The organism is Thermoanaerobacter uzonensis DSM 18761 (assembly GCF_900129115.1).
In the GTDB taxonomy this organism is placed as follows: Bacteria; Bacillota; Thermoanaerobacteria; order Thermoanaerobacterales; family Thermoanaerobacteraceae; genus Thermoanaerobacter; species Thermoanaerobacter uzonensis.
This window is the reverse complement of sequence record NZ_FQUR01000007.1, coordinates 124,727-150,011: the sequence shown is the minus strand read 5'-3', so window position 1 is coordinate 150,011 and position 25,285 is coordinate 124,727. Positions and strand designations below refer to the sequence as shown.

Annotated in this window: 27 protein-coding genes; 2 read left to right on the top strand and 25 right to left on the bottom strand. The window is 33.2% G+C overall.

From position 1 onward, the window contains the following. Window positions 1-113: 113 nt before the first annotated feature. From BUB32_RS02455 to BUB32_RS02410, 10 genes are all read right to left on the bottom strand, one after another. Window positions 114-614, bottom strand: a complete 501-nt coding sequence (locus BUB32_RS02455; RefSeq protein ID WP_072967167.1) for an ECF transporter S component — start codon at window positions 612-614, stop codon at window positions 114-116. Between the two features lie 107 nt (window positions 615-721). After that, the gene (locus tag BUB32_RS02450; RefSeq protein WP_072967166.1) at window positions 722-1,234 is read right to left on the bottom strand and encodes a transcription repressor NadR; all 513 of its coding nucleotides are present in this window, start codon (window positions 1,232-1,234) and stop codon (window positions 722-724) included. Then, on the bottom strand, window positions 1,200-1,784 hold the full coding sequence (locus BUB32_RS02445) for a DUF5317 domain-containing protein (protein ID WP_072967165.1): 585 nt from the start codon (window positions 1,782-1,784) through the stop codon (window positions 1,200-1,202). Before BUB32_RS02445 ends, BUB32_RS02450 begins: the two co-directional genes overlap by 35 nt. Then, a complete protein-coding gene (locus BUB32_RS02440; RefSeq protein WP_072967164.1) occupies window positions 1,774-3,048 on the bottom strand; it encodes an HD-GYP domain-containing protein in 1,275 nt (424 codons plus the stop codon). The genes BUB32_RS02445 and BUB32_RS02440 overlap by 11 nt, the downstream gene beginning before the upstream one ends. A gap of 219 nt (window positions 3,049-3,267) precedes the next feature. Beyond that, window positions 3,268-3,909: a hypothetical protein gene (locus tag BUB32_RS02435; protein ID WP_072967163.1), complete on the bottom strand. Its 642-nt coding sequence runs from the start codon at window positions 3,907-3,909 to the stop codon at window positions 3,268-3,270. A gap of 130 nt (window positions 3,910-4,039) precedes the next feature. Continuing rightward, entirely contained in the window at window positions 4,040-4,585 is a 546-nt protein-coding gene (gene hpf / locus BUB32_RS02430; protein WP_072967162.1) for a ribosome hibernation-promoting factor, HPF/YfiA family, read from the bottom strand. A gap of 384 nt (window positions 4,586-4,969) precedes the next feature. Continuing rightward, window positions 4,970-5,692 carry an amino acid ABC transporter ATP-binding protein gene (locus tag BUB32_RS02425; RefSeq protein WP_072967161.1) on the bottom strand — a complete coding sequence of 241 codons (723 nt, stop codon included), beginning with the start codon at window positions 5,690-5,692 and terminating at the stop codon, window positions 4,970-4,972. Next, on the bottom strand, window positions 5,679-6,341 hold the full coding sequence (locus BUB32_RS02420; protein WP_072967160.1) for an amino acid ABC transporter permease: 663 nt from the start codon (window positions 6,339-6,341) through the stop codon (window positions 5,679-5,681). Before BUB32_RS02420 ends, BUB32_RS02425 begins: the two co-directional genes overlap by 14 nt. A 64-nt stretch (window positions 6,342-6,405) precedes the next feature. Continuing rightward, window positions 6,406-7,191 (bottom strand): basic amino acid ABC transporter substrate-binding protein, encoded by a 786-nt coding sequence (locus tag BUB32_RS02415; protein WP_072967158.1) that lies wholly within the window; start codon window positions 7,189-7,191, stop codon window positions 6,406-6,408. Between the two features lie 337 nt (window positions 7,192-7,528). Further along, the gene (locus BUB32_RS02410) at window positions 7,529-7,726 is read right to left on the bottom strand and encodes a zinc-ribbon domain-containing protein (RefSeq protein WP_072967156.1); all 198 of its coding nucleotides are present in this window, start codon (window positions 7,724-7,726) and stop codon (window positions 7,529-7,531) included. A 230-nt stretch (window positions 7,727-7,956) separates the two neighbouring features. Between BUB32_RS02410 and BUB32_RS02405 the strand changes: the two genes are divergently transcribed. Continuing rightward, window positions 7,957-10,059: a methyl-accepting chemotaxis protein gene (locus BUB32_RS02405; protein ID WP_072967154.1), complete on the top strand. Its 2,103-nt coding sequence runs from the start codon at window positions 7,957-7,959 to the stop codon at window positions 10,057-10,059. Between the two features lie 24 nt (window positions 10,060-10,083). Here BUB32_RS02405 and flgN read toward each other — a convergent pair whose 3' ends face one another. From flgN to BUB32_RS02380, 5 genes are all read right to left on the bottom strand, one after another. Next, window positions 10,084-10,572: a flagellar export chaperone FlgN gene (flgN, locus tag BUB32_RS02400; RefSeq protein WP_234949219.1), complete on the bottom strand. Its 489-nt coding sequence runs from the start codon at window positions 10,570-10,572 to the stop codon at window positions 10,084-10,086. After that, on the bottom strand, window positions 10,559-10,945 hold the full coding sequence (gene fliS / locus BUB32_RS02395; RefSeq protein WP_072967152.1) for a flagellar export chaperone FliS: 387 nt from the start codon (window positions 10,943-10,945) through the stop codon (window positions 10,559-10,561). The genes flgN and fliS overlap by 14 nt, the downstream gene beginning before the upstream one ends. Before the next feature lie 14 nt (window positions 10,946-10,959). After that, window positions 10,960-12,411 (bottom strand): flagellar filament capping protein FliD, encoded by a 1,452-nt coding sequence (fliD, locus tag BUB32_RS02390; protein WP_072967150.1) that lies wholly within the window; start codon window positions 12,409-12,411, stop codon window positions 10,960-10,962. 15 nt (window positions 12,412-12,426) lie between these two features. Further along, the gene (locus BUB32_RS02385) at window positions 12,427-12,768 is read right to left on the bottom strand and encodes a flagellar protein FlaG (RefSeq protein ID WP_072967148.1); all 342 of its coding nucleotides are present in this window, start codon (window positions 12,766-12,768) and stop codon (window positions 12,427-12,429) included. 142 nt (window positions 12,769-12,910) lie between these two features. Further along, the gene (locus BUB32_RS02380; protein WP_072967145.1) at window positions 12,911-13,096 is read right to left on the bottom strand and encodes a Spo0E family sporulation regulatory protein-aspartic acid phosphatase; all 186 of its coding nucleotides are present in this window, start codon (window positions 13,094-13,096) and stop codon (window positions 12,911-12,913) included. A gap of 140 nt (window positions 13,097-13,236) precedes the next feature. On the opposite strand from BUB32_RS02380, the gene asnB reads away from it, so the two are divergent. Beyond that, window positions 13,237-15,078 (top strand): asparagine synthase (glutamine-hydrolyzing), encoded by a 1,842-nt coding sequence (gene asnB, locus BUB32_RS02375; protein ID WP_072967143.1) that lies wholly within the window; start codon window positions 13,237-13,239, stop codon window positions 15,076-15,078. Between the two features lie 147 nt (window positions 15,079-15,225). Here asnB and BUB32_RS02370 read toward each other — a convergent pair whose 3' ends face one another. From BUB32_RS02370 to hag, 10 genes are all read right to left on the bottom strand, one after another. Continuing rightward, complete coding sequence (locus BUB32_RS02370; protein ID WP_072967141.1) at window positions 15,226-15,927, bottom strand: acylneuraminate cytidylyltransferase family protein; 702 nt, start codon at window positions 15,925-15,927, stop codon at window positions 15,226-15,228. Between the two features lie 2 nt (window positions 15,928-15,929). Continuing rightward, window positions 15,930-16,988 carry a nucleotidyltransferase family protein gene (locus BUB32_RS02365; RefSeq protein WP_029688940.1) on the bottom strand — a complete coding sequence of 353 codons (1,059 nt, stop codon included), beginning with the start codon at window positions 16,986-16,988 and terminating at the stop codon, window positions 15,930-15,932. Between the two features lie 12 nt (window positions 16,989-17,000). Beyond that, on the bottom strand, window positions 17,001-17,660 hold the full coding sequence (locus BUB32_RS02360; RefSeq protein ID WP_072967139.1) for an acetyltransferase: 660 nt from the start codon (window positions 17,658-17,660) through the stop codon (window positions 17,001-17,003). A 29-nt stretch (window positions 17,661-17,689) separates the two neighbouring features. Continuing rightward, window positions 17,690-18,733 (bottom strand): N-acetylneuraminate synthase, encoded by a 1,044-nt coding sequence (gene neuB / locus BUB32_RS02355; protein ID WP_072967136.1) that lies wholly within the window; start codon window positions 18,731-18,733, stop codon window positions 17,690-17,692. 42 nt (window positions 18,734-18,775) lie between these two features. Next, entirely contained in the window at window positions 18,776-19,930 is a 1,155-nt protein-coding gene (gene neuC, locus BUB32_RS02350) for a UDP-N-acetylglucosamine 2-epimerase (RefSeq protein ID WP_072967134.1), read from the bottom strand. Then, entirely contained in the window at window positions 19,927-21,054 is a 1,128-nt protein-coding gene (locus BUB32_RS02345) for a LegC family aminotransferase (RefSeq protein ID WP_072967132.1), read from the bottom strand. The genes neuC and BUB32_RS02345 overlap by 4 nt, the downstream gene beginning before the upstream one ends. Further along, a complete protein-coding gene (locus BUB32_RS02340; RefSeq protein ID WP_072967130.1) occupies window positions 21,047-22,033 on the bottom strand; it encodes an NAD-dependent 4,6-dehydratase LegB in 987 nt (328 codons plus the stop codon). The genes BUB32_RS02345 and BUB32_RS02340 overlap by 8 nt, the downstream gene beginning before the upstream one ends. A 15-nt stretch (window positions 22,034-22,048) precedes the next feature. Then, complete coding sequence (locus tag BUB32_RS02335; RefSeq protein ID WP_072967128.1) at window positions 22,049-23,836, bottom strand: motility associated factor glycosyltransferase family protein; 1,788 nt, start codon at window positions 23,834-23,836, stop codon at window positions 22,049-22,051. After that, entirely contained in the window at window positions 23,836-24,189 is a 354-nt protein-coding gene (locus BUB32_RS02330; RefSeq protein ID WP_072967126.1) for a DUF8042 domain-containing protein, read from the bottom strand. Before BUB32_RS02330 ends, BUB32_RS02335 begins: the two co-directional genes overlap by 1 nt. 166 nt (window positions 24,190-24,355) lie before the next feature. Further along, entirely contained in the window at window positions 24,356-25,210 is an 855-nt protein-coding gene (hag, locus tag BUB32_RS02325; protein ID WP_072967124.1) for a flagellin Hag, read from the bottom strand. Between the last annotated feature and the right edge of the window lie 75 nt (window positions 25,211-25,285).

The window sequence follows — 25,285 nt, the reverse complement described above, 5'->3', positions numbered from 1 at the left end:
AGTTTAGTTGCTGCTCTGTCAAGTCGCTTCACTTATGCAAAATGCCAATACATCATAAAGAGTTTGTCTACAGACTGAGAACATATCAAAATGAGACGTTTCCTTTTAAAAGGTTAATTTTTTATGTCCACAGCTTTAAACTTCAAAATAGGATTTAATGCGTAAAATAGTGCCAATGCAATTGCAGAATCTATTGTGTGGTGAATCATTGTTCCTATTCCTACAACCACAAAAGCCTTGTAAAAATCAAATCCAAAAGGTATTACCACAATTGCTTCTAAAACAGCATGTATTGGAAGTGTAACGGCTAACGCCACGGGAAAAGAATATCCTCTTTGTATCATTTTAGCTCCAACATAGCCAAACACTGCATGAACCGCCGCCCTTGCTGCTATTACAGGTCCCAATTTTATTAAAAATCCTATAGCAGATACAATACCTACAAATACTGCTGTTGCAGGGCTTATAAGCATTGCCAGCATTACAGGTACATGAGATGCCAGTGTGGCTGAGAAAGGCGGAATAACTATCCCTAAAACTCCTCCAAAAGCCAAAGGTATAATAAGGGATAGTGCTGCTAAAAGTCCTCCAATAGTAATTTCTTTTGTCTTCACATTAAAACCCCCATTCTTTAACTTTCATAATTATAGTATACACAGATGTATATACATATGTCAATAATAAAACAACCACTTTCTAAAAATTTTAAAGTGGTTATTCCTTATTCTATTAAAAACCCTTTTTCTTCCAAAGCCCTTTGTATTCTGTCCAATACCTCTTCATTCTCCGCCTCAACAGTGTGAAGATGTACTCCATCCGTCAGAGAAGACAAAAGGGTCACTTTCCCTTCTTTTACAAATTCCATAAATTTACTTACATCATACCTTGAAGAAAGCATTAAAAGCCCTTTTATCTCTCCGTAGAAGGGATGCTCTACAATTACATCTAGCACTTTCCCACCATTGTCAACTATTAAATTTAGCTCCTCTTCTGTCCTCTCATATCCGTGTTTGACAGCAAAAACCCTTTTTACAGTGTTTTCTTTTGCTGTGTCTATTACATATCCTTGAGGAGTGGATAATATTTTAATCCCCTTAGCTCTTAAAATAGCTATATCCTGCACAATAATCTGCCTTGTCACTCCAAACCTTTTAGCAAGGTCAGAGCCGGATATAGGCTTTTTAGCATTCTTTAAAATTTCAACTATTTTGTTCCTTCGCTCTTGTGCCGTCATGATTCTTCACCTTTTTAAGCATTGCATTTGTAACAAGTAAAAACGTGCCCGTTGCCATTATAAAATCTCCTATGCTAAAGGCTTTGGGCAGTGGATAAGGTTTCGGCAACACTAAGACATCCGCTAAAAATTTTAACCGTGTAGAACTTGTCAAAACCTGATGGGTAGCAATTTTATTTGCCTGAAGGTCAAGGATGAGATTATTAAGTCCCGCTGCTTTTAAAGCATCAATGGAGACAGGCATTCTTCCTCCGTTGGCAAATATAACGATAAAATTTAAAAACACTCCCACACTTATTATCCTAAAATACTTGTTATCTCTATTGTACCACAATCCTATGAAAAGCAAAAGATAAACAAAGAAGTGGATATAAGACCGGTATTCCATAATCGCATGAAATTTATTGGCGAGGTTTAACATGCCAAACTCCAAAACAAAAGCCGTTATAAAAAGGCTGGACTTTTTTATATCAATATCAGCGATTCCGCTGATTTTTCCTCTTCTTAAAGTTCCGTAAATCAGAGAAGCACCCAGTGAATCAAATATCATGTTTAAACTCCTCCCTATTCTTTTCAAAAGCTTTTTTGAAAGCACTTATTATTTTAGGACTAAACTGTGACCCTTCATGTTCTAAAATTATTTTATAAGCTTCCTCTTGTGAAAAAGCCTTTCGGTAGGGCCTGTCTGAAACCAACGCATCAAAAACGTCTGCTAAAGAAAGTATTTGCGCTTCCAATGGTATTTCGTCACCTTTTATCCCGTCGGGATATCCACTTCCATTATACCACTCGTGATGGTATTTCACCCATAGAGAAGCTTCTTTTAAAGCAGGGACATCTCTTAAAATTTCATAGCCTTTTTGGGGATGTTCTTTTATTATGCTTAATTCTTCATCAGTTAACTTCCCGGGCTTATTTAAAACCTCTTCTTTTACTCCAATCTTTCCTATGTCATGTAAAAGTGATGCAATCCTCACCATTTCAGTGTGAGACTCACTAAAACCAAATTCTCTACAAAGTAAAGCCGCAATTTTTTCAACGTTTTTTGAATGACCCGCTGTATATTTATCCTTTGCATCAAGAGCCTTTACAAGCACATTTATTGTGTCGTAATAAGACTGCTTTGAGTCCATGTAAAGCTTAAACATATATCGTATCATCAAAAGAGGTATAAAAAGTAAAATGAAACTTATATAACCTATTTTTATAAAAGCTTCAGACATAACTATACCCAAAAAGGCAAGAAAGAAAAAGTTTGGAATCATCCATTTAAAATCTTTTGTTAATATATATTTAAAAGACTTATTTAATAAAAGAGATAATAGCATAGCTATGATGAAGGTATTTAATAAATAATATGTCATTGCTGCTAATATTGCAGATAACAGGTGTCGAGGATATATGTAATTACCAGAAATACCTCCCGTATATTCATATATCAAGCCACCAACACCGACACTTAAAGCTAGTTGAGAAGCATTAAATAAAACTTTATAATAAGGCAAGTTAAATAAGTGTACTATTTTGCCATCCGGATACTTGGCAAAGCGAAAAGTCATTCCTAAAGAAGCAATTAAAGAACCTTCATATGGACCAAATATAAGAACAGCCATTAAATCAATTGCAAATGCAACAGATACAGCAAGTTCTTTGGTTACATATATTGGCATTGATTCAGCTAAAGCTGCAAAAAAAACAAATAAAATTATATCTATAACTCTATTTATAGGAATGTTTAATATAGAATAAATAATAAAAGATAATCCTAAAGCTATTATTATAGAAATGTATATTTTTACTCTTTTGTTAAGCATAATAGACCTCCTATTTTCAATCTAAAAAACACCTCAAACCGCTTAACCCCAAGAAACATTTGCACCTCCAGCTAATGCGAGTGCCATTAAAACCAACAATATTTTTATAATTGTCGCTTTATTCATCCTGAAACCCTCCTTTGCTGTTAAACTTTCTGCCCTTAGGCTTCAGGTAACGCTACGCTAAGCAACTTTTAAGCGGTTTGGGTGTTAAAATAACTAACGGGGCGTAATTGACATCACACGCCTGTTGACGGCATCCAATGTGGCTTTTACCACAGCCTCTCCTTCATCTTTTTTTATAAGACAAGATCCAGTAAGGAGTTCCTCCTGGTTATTTGTCACATGAGTAACCCCTACAACTATTATCCTGCTTTTAGCTATATTAAATATATCGACATCTTCCAACAAAAATAAATGGTTTTTGGGAATCAACTTAGAAATAGAGTCTAAAGTAGCATTGGCAATTATTTTATATTTATTATTCGCAGTATTAGGTCCTTCGGCATATCCCTCAAAAACCTCATCTCCTCTTGTGAGGATAACTCTCGCTTCACTGGTAAGTCCGTTATTTATAAATGAATAGCTTGAAAAAACAAGCCTCTGTTCTCCTTGGAGATTTTCTCCCGTATCAATTTGCGCTACACTGACAATCTTGTGATTTATATCAATTCCAAACTGTGCCATTATGACAGATTGCACATCTCTTGCAATCTGCTTTGCATTCCTTGTACTGTCAGCCAACACGTGAATTTCTGTTATTTCACCATTCTCTACAACTACCCTACTGGATAGTACTCCTTGAATTTTATTTATATACTCTTCCATCGAATTTACTGTATCTTTTGTTATTTCACCCATTATCTTCACACCCTATTAAAATTTGTCCACACTAAGAATATATTCTATACAAAATTTAAAATTCCTTCTTTTTAGACAAAAAAATTGGGGATAGAGCCTATCCCCCAAATTTTTAGCTTCTTATGTAGTTTTATTCTATTGGCTCTATTAAGCCATATTTCCCATCTTTTCTTTTGTATACGACATTTATAGTGTCAGTGTCGGCATTTGTAAATACAAAGAAGCTATGTCCCAAAAGGTTCATCTGAAGAATTGCTTCCTCAGGTGACATAGGCTTTATGGGGAACCTCTTTGTTTTAACTATTTCAAAGGAACCATCTTCCTCTTCTCCCTTAGCTTCTTCATAAACAGGTGGAATTTCAAACCTTATTGACTCATTAGCACCAAATCTATTTTTAAGCTTTGTCTTGTGTTTGAGTATTTGTTTTTCTATTTTGTCTACAACCCTATCAATTGACACATACATGTCATCGCTGACTTCTTCAGCTCTAAATATAATACCCTTAAAAGGTATCGTAATTTCCGCAATGTGATTGTTTTTCTGAACACTTAAAACAGTCCTAACTTCAGTGTCCTCAGTAAAGTACTTGCTTAACTTGCCCACATTTTTTCTAACCGCATCCCTTAGTCCATCCGTAACTGTCATGCCGTTTTTACCACTTACTGTAATATTCATAGTATCAAACCCCTCTCATTATCCTTCTATTTAATATAATTCTACATAAAAAACAATATTCCTGCAATATGTGGAAACAAAAAACACTCCTTTTCGGAGTACCAGACTGTTGACAAACTATTTTGCAAGATTGGCATTTTGTGAAGTAATGCGACTCGCGACAAAGCAGTAGCTAAACTTAGCAAGCTCGAAAGACGGAGGCGGGGCTGGAGCCATGGATGGCGGAAGCGGCCACCTGAGACAAGGATGTCGAATGTGGCCGGAACCCCGCCAGAGTCTGAGAGCGAGCGTTAGTTTAGCCTGCTTTGTCGCTGTAGCAAACTTGCAAAATGCCAATCAAAATTATACTTTGTGTACAGTCTCACAATCCTTTTCGAAGTGCCTTTACAAAATCTTACTTATAAATTCTTTTGTCCTTTCATTTTTTGTATTGTAGAAAATATCTTCTGGCGTCCCTTCTTCAATTATCATTCCATCGTCCATAAAAATGACTCTATCTCCCACTTCCCTCGCAAAACCCATTTCATGGGTGACAACTACCATCGTCATTCCTTCATTAGCCAATCCTTTCATGACGTTTAAAACTTCTTTTACCATTTCAGGGTCAAGGGCTGATGTGGGCTCATCAAAAAGCATAATATCTGGCTGCATAGCTAATGCCCTTGCAATTGCAAGTCTCTGCTTTTGACCGCCTGAAAGCTTAATAGGGTACTCGTCCTTTTTGTCTAAAAGCCCTACTTTTTCAAGTAAGCCCAAAGCTATCTTCTCAGCGGTTTTTTTGTCCATTTTTTTCACTTTAATAGGAGCTAAAGTTACATTTTCAAGAGCTGTCAGGTGTGGAAATAAATTAAAATGCTGAAAAACCATCCCTACTTTTTGCCTTATCTTATTGATGTTTACTTTTTTGTCGTTTATTTTGATCCCTTCAATATAGATTTCTCCTTTAGTAGGCACCTCTAAAAGGTTTATACACCTTAAAAGGGTACTTTTTCCCGAACCACTTGGTCCTATTATCACAACAACTTCTCCCTTATTTACGTTTAGACTTACACCTCTTAATACTTCTAAATCCCCAAAGGTTTTATATACCTCATTAACGCGTATCACCAGCCCTAAGCCTCCTTTCAAAGATTCCAAGGAGTCTTGAAAAGATGAAGGTCATTATAAAATATATGGCTGCAATGATGATGTAAGGCTCGAAATACTTATAAGTAACGCTTTGTATAATGTCTGCTTGCCTTGTAAGGTCCGCAAAGCCTATTACTGATACAATAGCTGATTCTTTGAGCATCACGATAAATTCATTTCCCAAGGCAGGAAGGATATTTTTTATTGCCTGGGGAATTATAACATACCTCATCGCCATAGCATGAGTCATGCCAAGGGAACGAGCTGCTTCGTTTTGACCGGGGTCTACAGCTTGTATGCCTGCTCTTATAATTTCGGCAACATAAGCAGCGCTATTTATGGCAAGAGCAGAAACTCCCGCTGTAAAAGCTGGTATATCTATTCCAAATTGCATAAGGCCATTATATATCAATAAAAGTTGTACCAAAAGAGGAGTACCTCTTATAATTTCAACATAACTGGCTCCTATAAAACTTAAAGGTTTTATAGAAGACATTTTAATAAGAGCTATGAATAGACCTAATATAACTCCTATTGTCACTGCTAAAAAGGTGAGTTTTAAAGTCATGAGAAGGCCGCTTACAAATAAATGACTGTATTTTAGCATGCTCAAAAAATTTACACTCATAAAAATCTTCCTTTCAGCAAAATTTTAGTGGAGAATTGTCTTTAAAATTCTCCACTAAATTTCATCATTGCTTAAACCATTTATCTATGAGTTTGTCATATTCGCCACTAGCTTTTAACTCTTTTATCACATCGTTTATTATATTCACTAATTCTTTATTTCCTTTAGCTACTGCAACAGCAGAACCATTTTCTACCGTGTTGATTTCTTTCATGTTAAGTATCTTCATGTCATTGTATTCTTTGAGATATGCATTTGCTACAGTATTTTCCAATACTATCGCATCACATCTGCCATTTTTTAAATCCATAAAAGCGTCTCCAACACGATTTAGCTGCTTCAAATTTACATCCGGTATCTTTTTAGCGGCTTCTTCAGAGGTGGTACCTATTTGTACCGCCACAGTTTTGCCTTTTAAATCATCAAACTTTGAAATAGGACTGTCATTTTTTACAACTACAACTTGTTGGCTGTTGTAATAAAGGTCTGAAAAGTCAACGCTTTTAGCTCGCTCTGGTGTTGGAGTCATACCTGCCACAATCATATCTATTCGCCCGGCTTGAAGAGCTGGAATCAACCCTTTAAAGTCCATATCTTTTATCTCCAGCTTAACCCCTAATTTTTTCGCAATGGCATTTGCTATATCAACGTCAAAACCCACTATTGTATCTTTGTTTCCTTCTACTTTATGGAACTCATAAGGTGGAAAATCTGCACTTGTACCCATTACGATAACGCCTTTTTCCTTAATTTTGTCCAAAGTATTAGCTGGTTTGTTGCCACAACCGGATAAAATTAAACCCAAAATAATTGTCACTGTTAAGAAAACAAATAATGTTTTTTTATTCATTTTTTTCTCCTCTCCTCTTTATAAAAATTTTGTAAATTCATAAAAAATGTCAATTATAAATAACTGCTACAAATAAATTTTCTGACCTTTTGCTTTCATAATTATAATATCATATGAATAAAATTTCAATATTTTTTTCTTTAAAGAGGATAGGAATTTTTTTAGAAAGAAAAAAATATGTTGTGAAATAAAAATCTGTGGATAATGTGGATAAGTTTGTGAATAACTTTTAAATTCGCTTTTAACAATGTGGAAAAAGTTCTGAAGTGTAAAAAAGACACCAAAATGGTGTCTTTTGTATAATCCTCTTTACTTTTCTTGCGAAAAAGTAAGGGGATTATCTACTCATGCCAAAAGCTTTCTTGTCTCTTCTAGCATTGTACTGATGGCTTCTTCTTTTTTTCGCATCTCTGCAGGCTTTACATCTTACAGGCTCATTTTGAAAGCCTTTCTCCGCATAAAACTGTTGTTCTCCTGCTGTCCACACAAACTCTTTCCCACAATCTTTGCACACTAACACTTTGTCTTGATACATAACTAATAATCCCCTCACTTTGAATTTTTGGTTCAATATAATCTTTCGATTATATTATAGGTGTATTATATCATCTTAAACCTTAAATAGCAATAAAATTTTAATAAAATTTTTACGATCTCAAAATACAAATTCCGACATTTTATTGTAAAATCCATCTAACAGTGGTATAATATATTTATACAACCGATTGCATAACCTAATTTGTCTATTCTGGAGGTGTTTAACTAATGAAAAAACAAAAAAGATTTCAAAAGAAGAAGGAATTTAAACTAAGTTTAAAAATTCCTAAAATCCCCAAGTTAAACGTTAGACTAAAGTTTTTGTCCAGGGCTAGTAGCATATTTGCTAAATTAATGACATTCATAGCCCTCATGATAATCGTTCCTCTCGCTTTCACTGGTTATATGTCTACAAGCAAATCAATAAAAACTTTACAAGATACTATCAACATCTCTAATGCAGATACATTAGGACTAATAAATAATTATGTAGACCTTTTCAAAAATGATGTTGAAACTCAGCTTACTATTCTCTCTGCTAATCCTCAAATTCTAAATTTTGGACAAGGTGATTTCGAAACTAATAAAAAGAATTTACAGGATTTATTTACAACCGTTTTAAAAACAAAAAGCACCAAAATATCTCTTATTTACCTTGCAACTCCAGATAAAAAAATGATTCAATCTCCTGACCTTCCCCTCGACCCAAACTATGACCCTACCAGCCAGGAATGGTATAAAAAAGCTATTGAAAATCCAGATGCAATAATATGGACTGGTCCTTACAGCAATGATGGGACAAATGGAGGAGTAGTTACTGTTTCAAAAGCTGTTAGAAGTTCTTTAACTTCAGCTGCTTCTGATGTCGTAGGAGTTTTGGCTTTTGATATAAATTTAGATTCTCTTTCTAATATGATTTCTTCCATAAAAGTAGGAAAAACAGGAAATGTGTATTTAATTTCTAATGAAGGCATTATAATCGCTGATAAAGATAAGAAAAATTTATTTTCCTACATAACAAAATACGATTACGGCAAAAAGATTCTCTCTATGCAAGAAGGAAGTTTTGAGTACAATGACAATGGAACAAAGAAATTTGCATCTGTAAAAACTTTAAATAATTTTGGTTGGAAGGCTGCAATAACCATGGATTCTTCAGAACTTGCCAAAAAAACTTCTCAAATAAAAGACAACACAATAATTTTTAGCTTAATAAGTCTTTTAATAGGAATATTAGTAGCGTATTTCTTCTCGAAAAATATTACTTCAAAAATAGGAAGAGTCATGACAGTAATGAACAAAGCTGCAAATGGAGATATGACACAAGAAGTAGAAGTGAAATCAAACGACGAAATAGGTAAGCTGGCTTTAAGCTTCAACCTTATGATAGATGGTATAAAAAGCTTAGTAGCCGACGTATTATCTGCCGCAAATTCTGTATACGAATATTCTAAAAAAGTATCCTTTGCATCAAATAAAGCTGAACAAATCACAAATGAAGTAGTTTTAGCTATGGAAGAAATAGCAAAAGGTGCACAGGAACAAACAAAAGAAGCTGAAAAAGCTTCAACTATTACCAACTTGTTAAGCCAAAATTTAGATGTGACAATGGAAAATTCTAAAAATATAAATAAAGAAACTGATTCTGTAACAAAAGCAGCAAATACTGGATTAGAAAATATAAAAGAATTAAGCGAAAAGACTAAAATCACAGAACAAATGCACAGCAAAGTGAAAGAATCTACTTCCTATTTAAAGAAAAAATCTCATGAAATAGGAAAAATTGTAGAAACAATAACTGCAATAGCCGACCAAACCAATCTTTTATCATTAAATGCTGCAATTGAAGCAGCCCGTGCAGGAGAAGCTGGTCGCGGTTTTGCTGTAGTAGCTGATGAGGTGAGAAAATTAGCAAATCAGTCCTCAGAAGCCGCTAAAAATATTGAAACTATTATAAAAGAAATACAGCAAAACATTGATGATACCCATAAAGTAGTAGAAGAAGCGAGTGCTTCCATAGAAAAGCAAAATGAATCTTTAGCAAAAACAGTTCATACTTTCTATGGCATTCAGCAAGCGGTAAATCGAATCGTAGAAGAACTTAATAAGCTCAATGACTCAATGGTGAAAATTTCTCAAAGCAGAAGTGAAATGTTAGATTCCATACAAAATATCGCCGCAGTAACAGAAGAAGCTGCTGCCTCTACCCAAGAAATATCTTCTGCAACAGAGGAACAAAAAACTGCAATAGAAGAAATATCAAAATCTGCACAAGATTTGAGCAATATTGCAAATACCTTGATGAGTACAATAAATAAATTTAAAATTTAAAGAAGCGGCGATTTGCCGCTTCTTTTAGCGTTTTTTATCTAAAAAATAACTGTCAGGTGTATAGTATTTAAGATATTCTATATACCCTTCTTTATTCTTTGACAATTCCTCCAATTTGTTTTCTATTTTTTCGAAAATAGCAGTTATATTTTGAAGATTTTTATCGTCTTTCTCTTTTATTTTTTCCAAAAGGGCTTTTGTTTCTATAAAGAGTGCTTTCAATTTACTTATTTCTTCCGTAACTTTCCCTTCCAAAGCAAAAATACTTTCCACTTTATTTTGCTTTTTAAAAACATTATATAAAGGTATAAAATCGGCATCTAATTTGTCAATTTCTTCTATAATTTTTTGCTTTGTAATAAGAAGATTTTTCAATTCTTCTAAATTGTTAGAAGCTATGGCAATACCTATTTTTTCAGTAACCTCATAAAGTTCTTTCAATCTTTGAATTTTATCCTGTACAATTTGAGTAAGCTTTTCTACATTATTATGCATCTCATCAACCCTTTGCATAGACTTTCTCTCTAACTTTATTAAGGGCTAGATTCCAAGTATCTCTTAATTCTATTGCAAATCCTTTTACCTCTTCTAAAATTGTCACGTCTTTTTTTACATTAGCATCAATTAATCTTCTTAGCATATAGTCATATAAACTGTACAAGTTTTGCGAAATATCATAGCTCATATCTAAAGTAAGCATAAGCTCTGCAATAATGTCTTGTGCCCTTTGTATACCATTATTTGCTGCCATATAATCTTTTTTCTCTATCGCACCTTTTGCTTCTTCAATAAACCTTATTATGCCATTGTAAAGCATCAGTACCAGTTCTTCAGGACTTGCTGTTAAAATCGCGTTTTCTTTGTACTGCTGATATGGATTTACCATCGCCGCACCCCTTTCTATTTCCCCATAACCCCTATTTGTTGACTTAACCACGCACTTTGTGAATTCATTTGGCTTACATACATCTCTAACTGTGTAAATTGTGCATAATATCTCTGTTCAAGGTTATTTAGATAATCTTGCATTTGAGCAATCCTATCATCTATTTCTCTTATTCTGTTTCCTATAAAACTTGTATCATAAAGCTGTGTGGTACTACCTGCTTTTTGAGTTATGGCATCAATGCCACTGTTTAAGGTATCATACAATTGCTGGGCTATACCTGCTGATGTAGAAGTACCTGTAAATATGCTCATAACTTGCTGTGGATTAGTTGCAATGGCATTTCTAAGCTTAGTCTCATCAATGTACAATTTCCCACCCTCATACCATTGACCAGTAGTAATGCCAATTGAACTTAAAGAGCCTACACCGGAAACTGTAGAAGAAACGACATTTCTCATAGAATAATATATTCTCATAAGAGTTTCATCATTAGCCAAATCCCCAGAGCGGGCTTTTTGTTCCCATAAAGTTATATCACTGTCCTTCATAGCTTGCTTTTGTTCAGAAGTCAAAGGTGGATAATCGTAATATCTTTTTTCCGTAAGTTTTGTATTAATCTTTGTAATTATATCATTGTAGCTATCAACAAAGCTTTTTATAGAGTTATATATTTTGTCAACATCCGTTGAAACAGTTAGAGTTGTAGTACCTGTACCCGTAAGGGTAATATTTAAACCTGCAACCGTTATGTTATTTGTAACACTTGTAATTGAGAAACCATTAAAACTTAAGGATGCATCGCTTCCCATTACATTTATGCCAGATGTTGATAATCCTAAATTTTGTAGAACAGTTTGCCCATTAGTATCATTAGCCGTCAGAGTAATAGTAGATTGAGAACCTGTTTTGCCAGAAACTAAAAACAATTTGTTTAATGTACTGTCATAAGTAGCACTTACATTAGTTTGGGAAGTTAAATTGTTTATTGCAGTGACAACATCACCTATGGTTGCATTATTTTTTATTACCAATGATTGCCCATTTAAAGTTAGCATAACATCTCCACCAGTATTATTTATGGTAGTAGCTGTTGGAGTTGTAACATACGTGGGCGCTTCAGCCAATGAAGTCACATTTATTGTATAAGTTCCGTTTACCGCACTCGATGTTGCTGTAGCGGTCGCAATAGCAGAATTTGATGTAACAATTTTTGCAAGAAAAGTCCCCTGTAATGTAAGTGCAAACACATTGTTATCTCGCAAAGACAAAAGCTGACTGTTTATATCTCTTAAATCCTCTTGCTGCCATTGATACCATTGCTTTTGTTGTTCTAATTTATCAAGAGGTATACTTGCGGCCTTCATAAGCTGCTGTACCATAGAATCAGTATCAAGTCCTGTTGCAAGACCACTTATCCTCAATAAATTGCTCACATTGTAGCTATTCATAGTTATTGGATCCATTTTTCATACCCCCAACTATATTTTTCTATCCACAAAAAGTCCAGCTATTTTCCATAAACCTGCAACAAGGTCAAGTATTTTTTCGGGCGGAATCTCGTCAATAACTTCATTCGTATCGCTATCAACAATTTTTACCACTATTGTATTTGTAGGCTTGTGCACAGAAAATTCAAAATATGTATGATCGTTAATGCTTATTTTTCTATTTTCTTTATTAAGCTCGTTATTAAGTTTATCTTCGTCTACCGGTTTACTGAGTATATCTTTTACTGTTTTTATTTCATCTACTAACGCACTATCTCTTTTAAACTGCGAATTTACTTGCCCCGTTCCCGCAGTATTTATTCCCTGCAACATACCATTATTACCTCCTGGAATAAAAATTTATCATTTGTAACAACTTCCCTATTTGCTATTATAAATATCGACATATATTTTAAAAAGTTTAAATTTTTTTATGGAATTTTCACGCAAAAAGAAAAACAAGTAAAACAGCACTTTATTTTACCTGTTTTACTTGTTTTTCTCTTTTCATGTACATGACAATCAATTCGTCTAATTCACGGCTAAGTTCTAAAGCTTTGGGAAGTTCTATGTTGCATTCATTTAATTTCTTTTTTAAAAGCCTTATCCTTTCAGCAATATCATTTTCTTCATAATAATGCTCTTTTATTACTTTCTCCATAAAAGCTTAGTCCTCCTAAAAAACTTATGTTTTTATTATATCACGTAGAAATTAAAAGTTCATTAGAAAATTATAACATGTATCAATGGCAAAAAAAGAGAATATATTTACTTATAGATTTAAATTTTAGGAGGATTTTTATGTGTGGAATAACGGGATGGGTTAACTTTGATATGGACTTATCACTTCAAAATGAAGTAATCGAAAAAATGACAGACACTCTTAAAAAAAGAGGACCAGACGGTTCTGGAATATGGTTGTCAAAACATTGTGCTTTAGGTCATCGTCGATTAATTGTAATAGATCCAGAAGGTGGAAGTCAACCAATGATAAAAAAATACGGTGAAAAAAATTTTGTCATCATCCACAATGGAGAACTCTACAATATGGATGAATTGAAAAACGAACTCATATCCTTGGGATATACTTTTAAAACCCGTTCAGATACTGAAATTATTTTGACATCTTATATAGAATGGGGTTCTTTATGTGTTAAAAAATTTAATGGAATATTTGCTTTTGCAATATGGGATGAAATACAAAATAGGCTTTTTATTGCCAGGGACCATCTCGGAATAAAACCACTATTTTATACCATTAAAAACGGATCTTTGATATTTGGTTCAGAGATTAAAGCAATATTAGCACATCCTCATGTAAAACCAGAGATAGACTCACAAGGTCTTGCAGAAATATTTTTAATGGGACCTTCAAGGACCCCCGGATGTGGTGTCTTTAAAGACATTAAAGAATTAAAAGCCGGGCATTACCTCATATTCACTAAAAATGGAGCAAACATAAGCAAATACTGGTCATTGCAAAGTCTTCCCCATGAAGATGACCTTGAGAAAACAGGGGAAAAAATAAGGTATCTCCTTAAAGATTCTTCAGTGAGGCAGCTTGTTTCAGACGTACCTTTATGTTCATTGCTATCAGGTGGACTTGATTCAACTGCTGTATCCTTCTTCGCAAATGAAGAATTAAAACAAAAAGGTCAAAAACTTATAACATACTCGGTAGATTATGTGGGTAATGATAAATATTTTACGCCAAACGAATTTCAACCAAACTCTGACGCAGACTGGGTAAAATTTGTTGCAAATAAACTTGACACAAACCATAACTATGTATTTATAGATAACGAAGAACTTGCACATGCTCTAAAGCCAGCCTTGTACGCTCGAGACCTTCCTGGTATGGCAGATATAGATTCATCTTTATATCTATTTTTAAAAGAAGTAAAAAAAGGAGCCACAGTCGCTCTATCAGGAGAAGGTGCTGATGAAGTTTTTGGAGGTTATCCCTGGTTTAGAAACAAAGAAGCAATTGAAAGTCACACCTTCCCATGGATAAGAATGGTCAACGAACGCATGAAATTGCTTTTGCCAGAAGTTGTAAAATACATAAGACCTATAGAATACTTAAATGATAGATATAATGAAGCTTTAAATGAAGTGCCAAAGCTGAATGGAGAAGACCCCTATAATGCTCGAATGAGGGAAATGTTTTACCTTAACATAACAAGATTTATGCCCATGCTTCTTGATAGAATGGATAGAATGAGTATGGCAGTAGGTTTTGAAGCAAGAGTACCTTTTTTAGACTACAGACTTGTGGAATATGTCTGGAATATACCGTGGGAAATGAAAAATCTCAACGGAAGGGAAAAAGGAATACTTAGATACGCTCTAAAAGGTTACATCCCAGAGGAAGTAATTGAAAGAAAGAAGAGTCCTTACCCTAAAACACACAATCCAGTATTTAAAAACATCGTTAAAGAATGGCTAAAACAAATAATTGATGACAGTACATCGCCTTTATTACAACTTGTAGATAAAAAAGCAATCGCAGAACTTATAGAAACAGATGCAAAAGCCTATGATCCTGCCTGGTTTTCACAGCTTATGGGCTCCGCCCAGCTCTTCGCTTACCTCGTACAAATAAATATGTGGCTAAAAGATTATAAAATTTCTATAGTGTAGTAAAATTGTGAGTCATTATTATGAACACAATAGGTGTTTCTATAGGATCTGAGATCCTTCACCTTCGGCTCAGGATGACAAAGAGACGGAAGTAAAAAATATCCAAAATATTCTACTGAAAATGGCGGGAAATCCCCGCCATTTAAATTAGCCATATCTATTTATTAAAAACTCAGCAAATTTAAAATCCATTTCAGTATCAATATCAATAGATCTTTCTTTAGGCATAATATAGGCATAAGTTTTATCTCCAAAAAAAGTTTTATTTTGTCTCAAATAATCCCATTCTGCTATATAAATTGCACCATTAATACGGTAATACTTACCCAACTCCTGTCTATTTTTGTTTAAAATATCTTTTCGAATAAAATCTTTCATATTTAGATCATCATTTAGAGTATTCATCCATAAAGGAGAATGTTCTGCTTCACAAACAGAAACCACAGCCCTTGCATTTTTTTCAAAAAATATATCAAGAGCAGTTTTAATATCTTCACTATTTCTGAAAGGTGACGTAGGTTGCAAAAGTAAAATCAAATTAAATGTACCATGTTCTTTTTCCATCCAGTCCATGGCATGTAAAATAACATCTATTGATTTTGCTTCATCAGTTGCTAATTCATAAGGCCTTAAAAAAGGGACTTCTGCTCCATATTCTTTAGATATTTTTGCTATTTCCAAATCCTCTGTTGATACTATTATTTTATCCAAAAAATCAACTTCTAACGCAGTTTCAATAGTATAAGCAATAAGAGGCTTATGCAAAAGAAGTCTTATATTTTTTTTTGGTACTCCTTTAGAACCCCCTCGTGCAGGTATCAACGCTAATATTGTTTTCCCTTTATACATACTTAGATACCTTCCACCTTTTTAAAATATTCTAACGTATTTCTATATTCTTCCCATTGACCTACATCAAACCACTTTGAACTTATCGGATACACACCTACTTTATAGCCAAATTCTTTTGATTTTAACAATAAGTCTGGCATATTTATTGGCTTACCTTGTGGAATTAAATTGATTAACTCTGGTTCTAACACATAAACTCCTGAATTTATAACAAAGTTGTATTCCGGTTTTTCAATCATATTTACAAGCTCTCCATTATTTACGTCTATAACCCCATATGGAATCTGCATATTTTTTACTACTCCTACAATCGTTGCATGATTATTATTTTTTTTGTGATATTTCAACAATTCATCAAAATCTATATCTATAATTACATCACAGTTTGAAACTATGAATGTATCTTTCAATTTTTCCTCTGCAAGTCTCAGCGAACCTGCTGTTCCAAGAAAATCTTTTTCGTGTATAAAATTTATATTGTATCCATCAGGATTTTCTGAAAAATATAATTTTATAATTTCTGCTTTATAATTCACTGAAATTAAAAAGTTATTAAAACCATATTTTTTGAAATTTTTAACAATAAGTTCAATTATGGGGGTATCTCCAATTGGTATTAAAGGCTTTGGGAGTATTTTTGTAAAAGGATCCAACCTTGTGCCTTTTCCCCCTGCCATAATAAAAACATAATTTGGTTTTTCAGAATATTCGTATTTCGTTTCAAGAAATTTTTCCATCAAAATTAAGTCTACAACTCTTCTTTCTCTATCTAAAACCGGAATAGTTTTTATTCTATGTTTTATCATAAGCTCCTTCGCACTTTCTTCTTCCCCTATATAAACAAATTTCGGCACTCTATTCATAATCTTGCCAACTGGTTCATCAAAAGAAATATTATTTAGAATTGCTCTTCGTATATCGCCATCTGTAACGGTACCAATCAATCTATAATTGTCATCTATAACAAGAAGAATTTGAAGGCTATTTTCATTTAATTGTTTTATTGCTTCTTTAATCAAGGATTCTTCTTTAATAAGAACAGATTTGATCTTTTCCATTTAAATTTCCCCTTAATCATTGGTTTCCCTAAATTTTTTGATTTTCCCCGGCACACCTACCACAACTGCATTATCTGGTATATCTTCTAAAACAATAGTTCCTGCTCCAACCACAACATTTTTTCCTATCTTTATCCCCTGAATAATAACACTACCAATTCCAATGTGGCTTGTTTCTCCAATTTTTACCCCTCCTGCAATTTTGACACCTGGAGCTATGTGAACATGATCTTCTATCACACAATCATGTTCTATTATGGAACCTGTATTTAAAATTACATTGTTCCCTATTATTGTATCAGGCCCAACCAATACTCCTGCCATAACAACATTTCCCGTACCAAACCTCGCATAATCAGAAATAATGGAAGAAGGATGAAATGCATTTATAAAAGTATACCCAATATTTGCGACCTTTTTATATAACTTTTCCCTTAAAAAATTATTGTCAACACTTCCTACAGCTATAAGAGCATACCTTATACCTTTGTTAAATAGCTCACTAAGTTCTTTATCTGTACCAATTATCGGTACCCCTAATACTTTCTCCCCTATATCGGCAGCATCTTTTGTTATTAACCCTACAATTTCTATCTCTTGATTGTTTTTTTTAAGTATATCTATTACTGCTTTTGCATGTCCTCCTGCACCAATCAATATTACTTTTTTCAAAAAAGTTCCTCCTTTACAACCCAGAAAATCTATTCAATCATCGATAGATCAAGAATTGTATCCTTTAAGATGTCAATTTTTGCTTTTTTACCTATTAAATAATCTATGAACTTCGGTGGTATACCCGTCCCCGGTCTTTTTATCGTTAACATATTTTCATTAATAATACTTCCTTTAGGAATATAAGTTGCTGCAACAATTGATTTTCTGGCTATTTTTTTGACATTTTCCTCACTTTGTGTACATTTTTTTATCCCATTACCTAAGGCTTTTTCTATATTTCGTATACTAATAATCATTTGCTTTAGTTCAGCAGGCTCTAATGATGCTTTATGATCAGGTCCTGGCATAGTTCTATCAAGAGTAAAATGTTTTTCAATAATTCTTGCTCCTAATGATACTGCAGCAATTGGGACTTCAATACCAAGTGTATGATCAGAATAGCCTATTGGGATTTGAAAAGCATTCTTTAAAGTAATCATCGACTTTAAGTTTACGTCATGGTATTCTGTCGGGTAACTGGATGTACAGTGCAATAAAATTATCTCTTCGTTCCCCGTACTTTTTATTATTTCTATTGCATCTTCTACTTCACCTAGATTTGACATGCCTGTAGAAACAATCATTGGTTTTCCCTTGCTTGCTATGTATTTTAGAAATGGAAGGTTTGTTATGTCTCCTGAACTTATTTTATATGCACAAACATTTAGTTCTTCTAATGCGTCAACACTTTCATAATCAAACGGTGTTGAAAGATATATTATATTTCGCTCTTTACAGTATTCCATAATTTTGAAATGTTCTTCGTATGAAAGTTCTAATTTTTTTAACATATCATACTGTGTTTCATCTATTCCTGTATTTAACTTTTGATATTCAGCCTTATCCGCATTTTTAATCACTAAACTATCTGTTTTAAATATTTGAAATTTTATTGCATCTGCTCCTGCCTCACATGCCGCATCAACCATTTTTTTCGCTATTTCTACATCTCCATTGTGATTCACACCAGCCTCAGCTATAATAAACACGGGTGAATTCTCAGAAATTGTTTTACTCCCTATTTTAATCATCTGATTACCATCTCTCTTTACAAAATTAATTTAAAACTAAATCTAATAAGTAAGCTTCTTTTTTAGGAAATTCTCTTGTTTTGTATTGATATTTTTTAATATTTTAATAATCTTTTTACTCGTATCCCCATCTCCATAAGGATTTTTTGTATCCTTAAGTTTTGCTCTAAACTCTTCATTATATAGTGCTTTATTAATACCGTCTAATATCTCATCTTTAGAATAACCAACATCTATAATATTTTTAGCTCGCAGTCTACCTTTTTGCCTGTCACCTATGTTTACAACAGGTAATTTAAAAGATGGGGCTTCAATAATGCCACTTGAAGAGTTCCCAACTATTGCACTGACATATTGGAACAAACTTAAATATTTCTGCTGTCCTAAATTTACAAAAGCTTTGGCTTTGTTATAGTCTTTAATAAATTCGTTTATTCTTTTAATTATATATCTACCTCCACTATCAGAATTAGGATAGGTAAATATAATTTGATGCCCTGTTTGCATCAATGCACTTAAAAGATTATCCATTTGCTCTTTTAAAGTTTGCATTTCCAACGTTACCGAATGATACGTAACTAATAATGTGGTTTTACTTAAATCTATATTAAGCAATTTTTCCAGTTCTTCTCTTTCAAACAACTTTAATCGCTTAATATTTTCTAATCCTGGCGCTCCAACATTAAATATACGCCATTCTTCTTCTCCCATTTTTTTTATTCTTTCTGCATAATAGTCACAACTAGTAAAATGAATGTGTGCCATTCTAGTTATTGCATGTCTTATTTGCTCGTCAATTGCTCCTTCTGTTGATTCACCACCACCAATATGAGCGATGGGTATATTCATTACCATTGCTGCGGTCGCAGCTGCAAATATTTCAAATCTGTCACCTAAAATCACAAGTATATCAGGATTTAATCTTGCAAAAGCTTGAGCAAATCCTATAACTCCTAATCCTATAGCTTTAGCTACTCCTTGTCCTGTATCAGAGGAAAGCAAAATTTCTATTTTCTCTTCTATTCTAAATCCATCTTTTTCAATCTCCTGTATCGTTAGTCCAAATTCTGGTGATAAATGCATCCCTGTAACAAGAAGTTGTAATTTTAATTCCGGATCATTTTCAATTTCTTTCATTGTCCAATATAATAGTCCATACTCTGCTCTTGTACCTGTAACAACCGCAATTTTTTTCATAAAATTACCTCTTTCTTAAGACCTAAGATATCCAATAGTGTTTTTGCTGCATATTCTATACTCTCCATCGTATTTAAAGTAGACGCTGGTAAACTTAAGCCATTTTCAAATATTTCATATGAATTAGAATAACTACCCTTTTTATACTTAACATATGGCGGAAAATCAATTATTGGATTAAATATCCTTCTTGTTGGAATACCTCTTTCTTTTAATTTGCTCTGAATCTCCGGTATAGTCATATTTACTTTTTTGCAATCAATTTTTATAGATGGAAGCCATGCAGAACTTATAGCACCTTCGTACTCTTTCTGGAGTGTTATCTCGTCAATACCTTCAAAAATTTTTTTATACGCTTCAAAATACATACGCTTCTTTTTGAGAAATTCTGGTAAACGTTCTAGTTGGGCAAGCCCAAGAGCCGCTTCCAAATTTGTCATCCGATAATTAAAACCTATTTCAGGATGAAAATAACCCTGTGATGCATCTCTCGCTTGGTTAACTAAAAATTTTATATGAGCAGCCCACTTTTCCTTATTTGTTGATATCATTCCGCCTCCGCCCGTTGTGATAATTTTATTGCCATTAAAGCTGAAACATCCAATATGGCCAATTGTACCTGTCATACGCCCTTTATATTCAGCACCAAGACTTTCTGTCGCATCTTCAATCACGTAAAGTCCATATTTCTCAGCAATCTTCATTATTTCATCCATATCACATGGATTACCATATAAGTGAACTGGTATGATAGCTTTTGTCTTCGAAGTTATTGCTTTTTCAATTTCTTTCGGATCTATATCCCAAGTATCTTTGTCAATATCAACAAACACTGGAGTTGCCCCACAATAAACTATTGGATTAACAGTTGCAACAAAGGTAATAGCAGGTACAATAACCTCATCTCCTTCTTTTATACCTAGTTCATATAGTGCAGCATGAATTGCCGCTGTACCACTTTGTACTGCAACACAAGAGGTTACTTTTAAATATTTTGCAAATTTCTCTTCAAACTCGGGTACAAAAGGGCCAACAGTCGATACAAAATTACTATCAATTGCTTTTAAAATATATTCTTTTTCTAACTCACCTAAATTAGGAGAATCAAGATATAATTCACACATTGTATACCTCCGGCTTATACATATTTAAGTGAGAACTCATCCATTTTATGGTCTCATTAAGCCCCTTATCCAGCGAATATTTAGGCTCCCAATCAGTAAATTTTTTTATTTTCTTGTTATCACAGAGCAACCTTTCAACTTCACTTTTTTCCGGCCTAAATCTTTGCTCTTCTTGTTCTATTTCTACTTCCACTCCCATTAACTGAAAAATAAGCCTGGCTAAATCTCCTATTGATATTTCCTTCCCTGAACCTATATTCGTTACTTCTCCTAAAAGTTTATCACATTCTGCTATCTTTATAAATCCATTTACTGTATCTATCACATAATTCATGTCTCTTGTAGGTTGTAAATTACCAAGTTTAATTTGTTTTTTACCACTCATAATCTGAGTAATAATTGTAGGAATTACTGCTCTTGCAGATTGACGTGGACCATACGTGTTAAACGGTCGCACTATTGTTACCGGTAAATTGAATGCATTATAAAAACTCAGTGCTATATTATCGGCACTTATCTTGGTAGCCGAATACGGAGATTGTGGCTGTAATGGATGTGATTCATCAATAGGCACATATTTCGCCGTCCCATAAACTTCACTTGTGGAGGTATGTATTACTCTTTCTACACCTAGTTCTCTTGCAGATTGCAATACATTATACGTTCCTTCTATATTTGTCTTTATATATGCAAGTGGCGAAATATATGAATACGGTATTCCTATAAGAGCAGCTAAGTGAAAAACAACCTCTATTCCTTTCATGGAATCTTTTACACTATCATAATCTCTTATATCACCGGTGTAAATTTCTATTTCCGTTTTATATGGTGATGTCTCCAACCATCCCCAATTATTTTTGGAATTGTATCGAACAAATGCTCGCACTTTTGCACCCATTTCAACTAATTTTTCTACAAGATGAGAACCAATAAACCCTCCTGCACCTGTAACAAGAATTTTTTTACCTTTTATTTTCATATTTATCCTCCTGTATTAAGAATTAGTTATATTTCTAGAATTTAAACTTTTTATCGTATTTAATGCCTTCTCAAGACTTTTTTCCGATTGTACTATTGCTTCATAAATACCCTGATAAAGTGTATACGACATCATGGATATTCGTAGTTTCTTTTCTCTTTCTGTTTCATTTTTTTTAGCTTTAAATCCTTTAAGGACTTTTGTTGTTACTATATTTAAGATAGAGGATATAAATAAAAAGCTTTCTTTGGAATTTCTCAATTTTGCGTCAATTTTATCCAATATTGCGAGTATTCGCGTTACGTCAGCATTAATATCTTTTTCATATTCATTATACATTTTTTTTGATAGCTTTGCACCACGCATACAATCCCATTTTATTATCCTTAATCTTTTAATTGTATTTTCAAATTCCTTTTGAAGAGAATTTATTTTCTCTTGTTCTGGTTTTATTCTTTCATTTATAAATAGATCATTAATTCTTTGATGTATATTTAAATTTACATTCATATATTCCTCTATTACATCTTTAAAACTCATTATTTTTGTTCCTTTTATAAGTGCGCCACCTTCTGTTGCATTTATGTAAATCCTATCTGAGTGAGTATATATATAATTTTCAAACCACGTCTTAAATGAAAGCAAAACCCGGTCTGTTAAAACCTTATCTTCATGATTGCCATCAACATATATATACTCTTTTTCATCAGAATTGCTATTTATTCTGTCTTTTTCATAGGTTGTTCCAGAAGCATGTGTTCGATTATTTAAATATGCTAAGTCCTGCCCTATAAATACAATAGGATTACATCCCATTTTATAAGCAAAATCTAGCGACAAATTTGCTACTGAGGGACCTGCATTTAAACTTCCAAATTCTAACGATAGTTTTCCCTCAAATAAAGCAGAAAAATCTGAAGCAATTCGTCCCATAATAAGAGGACCTTTATATTCCTTCAATATTTGTGGATATACTGTAAGGTCATATAATAATGGACTGTTAACTGAACAACCCTCAAAATGTTTAAAGTTTTTCTCACTTCCATCTATTGAAACAACAAAATCTGGTTCAATCCCTTCTCTTAATAAAGCCTTTAAAGCAGTACCAACACATATTATTATACTCTTATCCTTTGCTTCTTTTAAAAGTCTAATATTCTTATCTAATGAAGGACCTGCTGATACTATAACAGCTGGAATATCTTTGAATAAATTGAAAAACGACTTCACTGGTACACTTTTAAAAATAAACTCTATATTTTCCATAAAATTTGATTGCCATTGGGATGCAAAATACAAGGCCGTATTTCTATTTATCCTCATTGCATTTATAGTTTCTATTAAGCAGTTGTTAAACATCTTATAATGATCTTCAAAGACTGTAGGATATTGTTTAAATTCCTTATAAACAAGATTTTCAAAATTATCCCATGGAATATATCTAGATAACAAATTTCTTATATTTTCATCTGAATCCTCATTTATAAAAAATATATTAGCTTTATCCTTAAATTCATCATAATAACCATTATTTAATGCATATTCAAATATTTCCTTCGATGGCTCAACTAAAATTAGCCTATTACCCACACACAATTTTTCTGCTAAAAAATTTATATGATAACCCAGTCCTACCCCATAAATTAATATTATCTCTTCATCATTAAATTGAATCTTCTCTGCCCACTCTCGTGCCTCTTTTACAGGGTAATAGATACTGTGTAAAAAATATCTTTTATTATCAGCTACTAAAACTAAAGTATCAAACCCTTCTTTTGCTTTAACAATTTCAAATAAACTCATCAGTTAAGCTCTCCCTTTTGGCAGTGATTTATATATTCATATAAAATAGCTTTAAGTTCGTAATTTAGTATATCAGATATTAATTGATAATCAGAATTTTCAATAGCTTCAAGCAATATATTCAGATTTTCGTTAGTTTTATATATATCTATATTAAATCCATGTAACGACTCCGTTAAAGTAATAGCTTGTATTGACCAATCAAGCCCCTCTATAATATTTGTTAACAAAGAAATTGCCTCTTCATATTCTCCATTATTAATATATTCGATCTCTTTATCAATTCCTTTTATCAACTTTGGTATATATTTAAAGCTCTCTTCCATTGTTTCTTTCATAAGCTCATTAACCATTTCAATACCTCCTATAATTATAATGCTTATATAAATTATCGTCACAAATAAATATAATTTAAGACTTTTAGAAAATAATCTGCGTATATTTAATTATATTGTCAAAAAGGCACTTCAATAAAAAGGCAAAAAAAATTAAAGGGAGGTGTAAAGCCTCCCTTTTGTGTTATCTGAGCAATTGTAATACCGTTTGTGGTAATTGATTTGCTTGCGCCAACATTGCTGTAGCTGCTTGATTGAGTATGTTGTCTTTTGTGAATTCCATCATCGCTTTTGCCATATCAACATCTCTTATGCGTGATTCTGCTGCTGTTAAGTTTTCTGCTGCTGTACCAAGGTTGTTTATAGTATGTTCAAGCCTATTTTGTACCGCACCAAGGTCGGCTCTTTGACCAGACACTTTATTTATTGCTGCATCGATAGAATTAATTTGGGCACTAATAGCAGAAGCATTATTAGTAGCTACATTAACACTCGCCATTGAAATAGCTCCAGCAGCAGTACCTTTCAACGCCGATGCAGTCATTGTAGCTATGTTTAATTTAAGTACTTGCTGGCTATTAGCACCAATCTGAAATGTAAGTGTAGCTTTACCAGCAGCTAAAGAACCATTTAAAAGATTCCTAGTGTTAAACTGCGTTGTTGAGGCAATCCTATTTATTTCCTTCTTAAGTTGGTCAATCTCCTTTTGAATATTTTGCCTATCAGTAAGAGTATTTGTACTATTTGCAGCTTGAACTGTCAATTCTCTCATTCTCTGAAGTATTGCATGTGTTTCATTTAATGCACCTTCAGCTGTTTGGATTAAAGATATACCATCTTGAGCATTTCTTTGAGCTTGATTCAAACCAGCTATCTGCGCTCTCATTTTCTCTGAAATTGCCAATCCTGCTGCGTCGTCACCAGCTCTATTTATTCTGTAACCTGATGAAAGTTTCTCTAATACTTTTTGTGTGTTCGCAGTGTTAACTGAAAGTGCTCTCCATGCGTTTAACGCACTTAAGTTGTGGTTGATAATCATTTTATCTTCCTCCTTGAATTTTTTATTTGGCATCCTTGCCTTTTTAAGTTTTAAGGTCTACAGTTGGCCAACTGC

What these genes read in the sequence shown, in the direction of transcription:
- BUB32_RS02450 (WP_072967166.1), bottom strand. Translation starts at nt 1,234, where the DNA reads ATGACGGCACAAGAGCGAAGGAACAAAATAGTTGAAATTTTAAAGAAT.
- BUB32_RS02445 (WP_072967165.1), bottom strand. Translation starts at nt 1,784, where the DNA reads ATGATATTTGATTCACTGGGTGCTTCTCTGATTTACGGAACTTTAAGA.
- BUB32_RS02440 (WP_072967164.1), bottom strand. Translation starts at nt 3,048, where the DNA reads ATGCTTAACAAAAGAGTAAAAATATACATTTCTATAATAATAGCTTTA.
- BUB32_RS02435 (WP_072967163.1), bottom strand. Translation starts at nt 3,909, where the DNA reads ATGGGTGAAATAACAAAAGATACAGTAAATTCGATGGAAGAGTATATA.
- hpf (WP_072967162.1), bottom strand. Translation starts at nt 4,585, where the DNA reads ATGAATATTACAGTAAGTGGTAAAAACGGCATGACAGTTACGGATGGA.
- BUB32_RS02420 (WP_072967160.1), bottom strand. Translation starts at nt 6,341, where the DNA reads ATGAGTGTAAATTTTTTGAGCATGCTAAAATACAGTCATTTATTTGTA.
- BUB32_RS02415 (WP_072967158.1), bottom strand. Translation starts at nt 7,191, where the DNA reads ATGAATAAAAAAACATTATTTGTTTTCTTAACAGTGACAATTATTTTG.
- BUB32_RS02410 (WP_072967156.1), bottom strand. Translation starts at nt 7,726, where the DNA reads ATGTATCAAGACAAAGTGTTAGTGTGCAAAGATTGTGGGAAAGAGTTT.
- BUB32_RS02405 (WP_072967154.1), top strand. Translation starts at nt 7,957, where the DNA reads ATGAAAAAACAAAAAAGATTTCAAAAGAAGAAGGAATTTAAACTAAGT.
- flgN (WP_234949219.1), bottom strand. Translation starts at nt 10,572, where the DNA reads ATGCAAAGGGTTGATGAGATGCATAATAATGTAGAAAAGCTTACTCAA.
- fliS (WP_072967152.1), bottom strand. Translation starts at nt 10,945, where the DNA reads ATGGTAAATCCATATCAGCAGTACAAAGAAAACGCGATTTTAACAGCA.
- fliD (WP_072967150.1), bottom strand. Translation starts at nt 12,411, where the DNA reads ATGGATCCAATAACTATGAATAGCTACAATGTGAGCAATTTATTGAGG.
- BUB32_RS02385 (WP_072967148.1), bottom strand. Translation starts at nt 12,768, where the DNA reads ATGTTGCAGGGAATAAATACTGCGGGAACGGGGCAAGTAAATTCGCAG.
- BUB32_RS02380 (WP_072967145.1), bottom strand. Translation starts at nt 13,096, where the DNA reads ATGGAGAAAGTAATAAAAGAGCATTATTATGAAGAAAATGATATTGCT.
- asnB (WP_072967143.1), top strand. Translation starts at nt 13,237, where the DNA reads ATGTGTGGAATAACGGGATGGGTTAACTTTGATATGGACTTATCACTT.
- BUB32_RS02370 (WP_072967141.1), bottom strand. Translation starts at nt 15,927, where the DNA reads ATGTATAAAGGGAAAACAATATTAGCGTTGATACCTGCACGAGGGGGT.
- BUB32_RS02365 (WP_029688940.1), bottom strand. Translation starts at nt 16,988, where the DNA reads ATGGAAAAGATCAAATCTGTTCTTATTAAAGAAGAATCCTTGATTAAA.
- neuB (WP_072967136.1), bottom strand. Translation starts at nt 18,733, where the DNA reads ATGATTAAAATAGGGAGTAAAACAATTTCTGAGAATTCACCCGTGTTT.
- neuC (WP_072967134.1), bottom strand. Translation starts at nt 19,930, where the DNA reads ATGAAAAAAATTGCGGTTGTTACAGGTACAAGAGCAGAGTATGGACTA.
- BUB32_RS02345 (WP_072967132.1), bottom strand. Translation starts at nt 21,054, where the DNA reads ATGTGTGAATTATATCTTGATTCTCCTAATTTAGGTGAGTTAGAAAAA.
- BUB32_RS02340 (WP_072967130.1), bottom strand. Translation starts at nt 22,033, where the DNA reads ATGAAAATAAAAGGTAAAAAAATTCTTGTTACAGGTGCAGGAGGGTTT.
- BUB32_RS02335 (WP_072967128.1), bottom strand. Translation starts at nt 23,836, where the DNA reads ATGAGTTTATTTGAAATTGTTAAAGCAAAAGAAGGGTTTGATACTTTA.
- BUB32_RS02330 (WP_072967126.1), bottom strand. Translation starts at nt 24,189, where the DNA reads ATGGTTAATGAGCTTATGAAAGAAACAATGGAAGAGAGCTTTAAATAT.
- hag (WP_072967124.1), bottom strand. Translation starts at nt 25,210, where the DNA reads ATGATTATCAACCACAACTTAAGTGCGTTAAACGCATGGAGAGCACTT.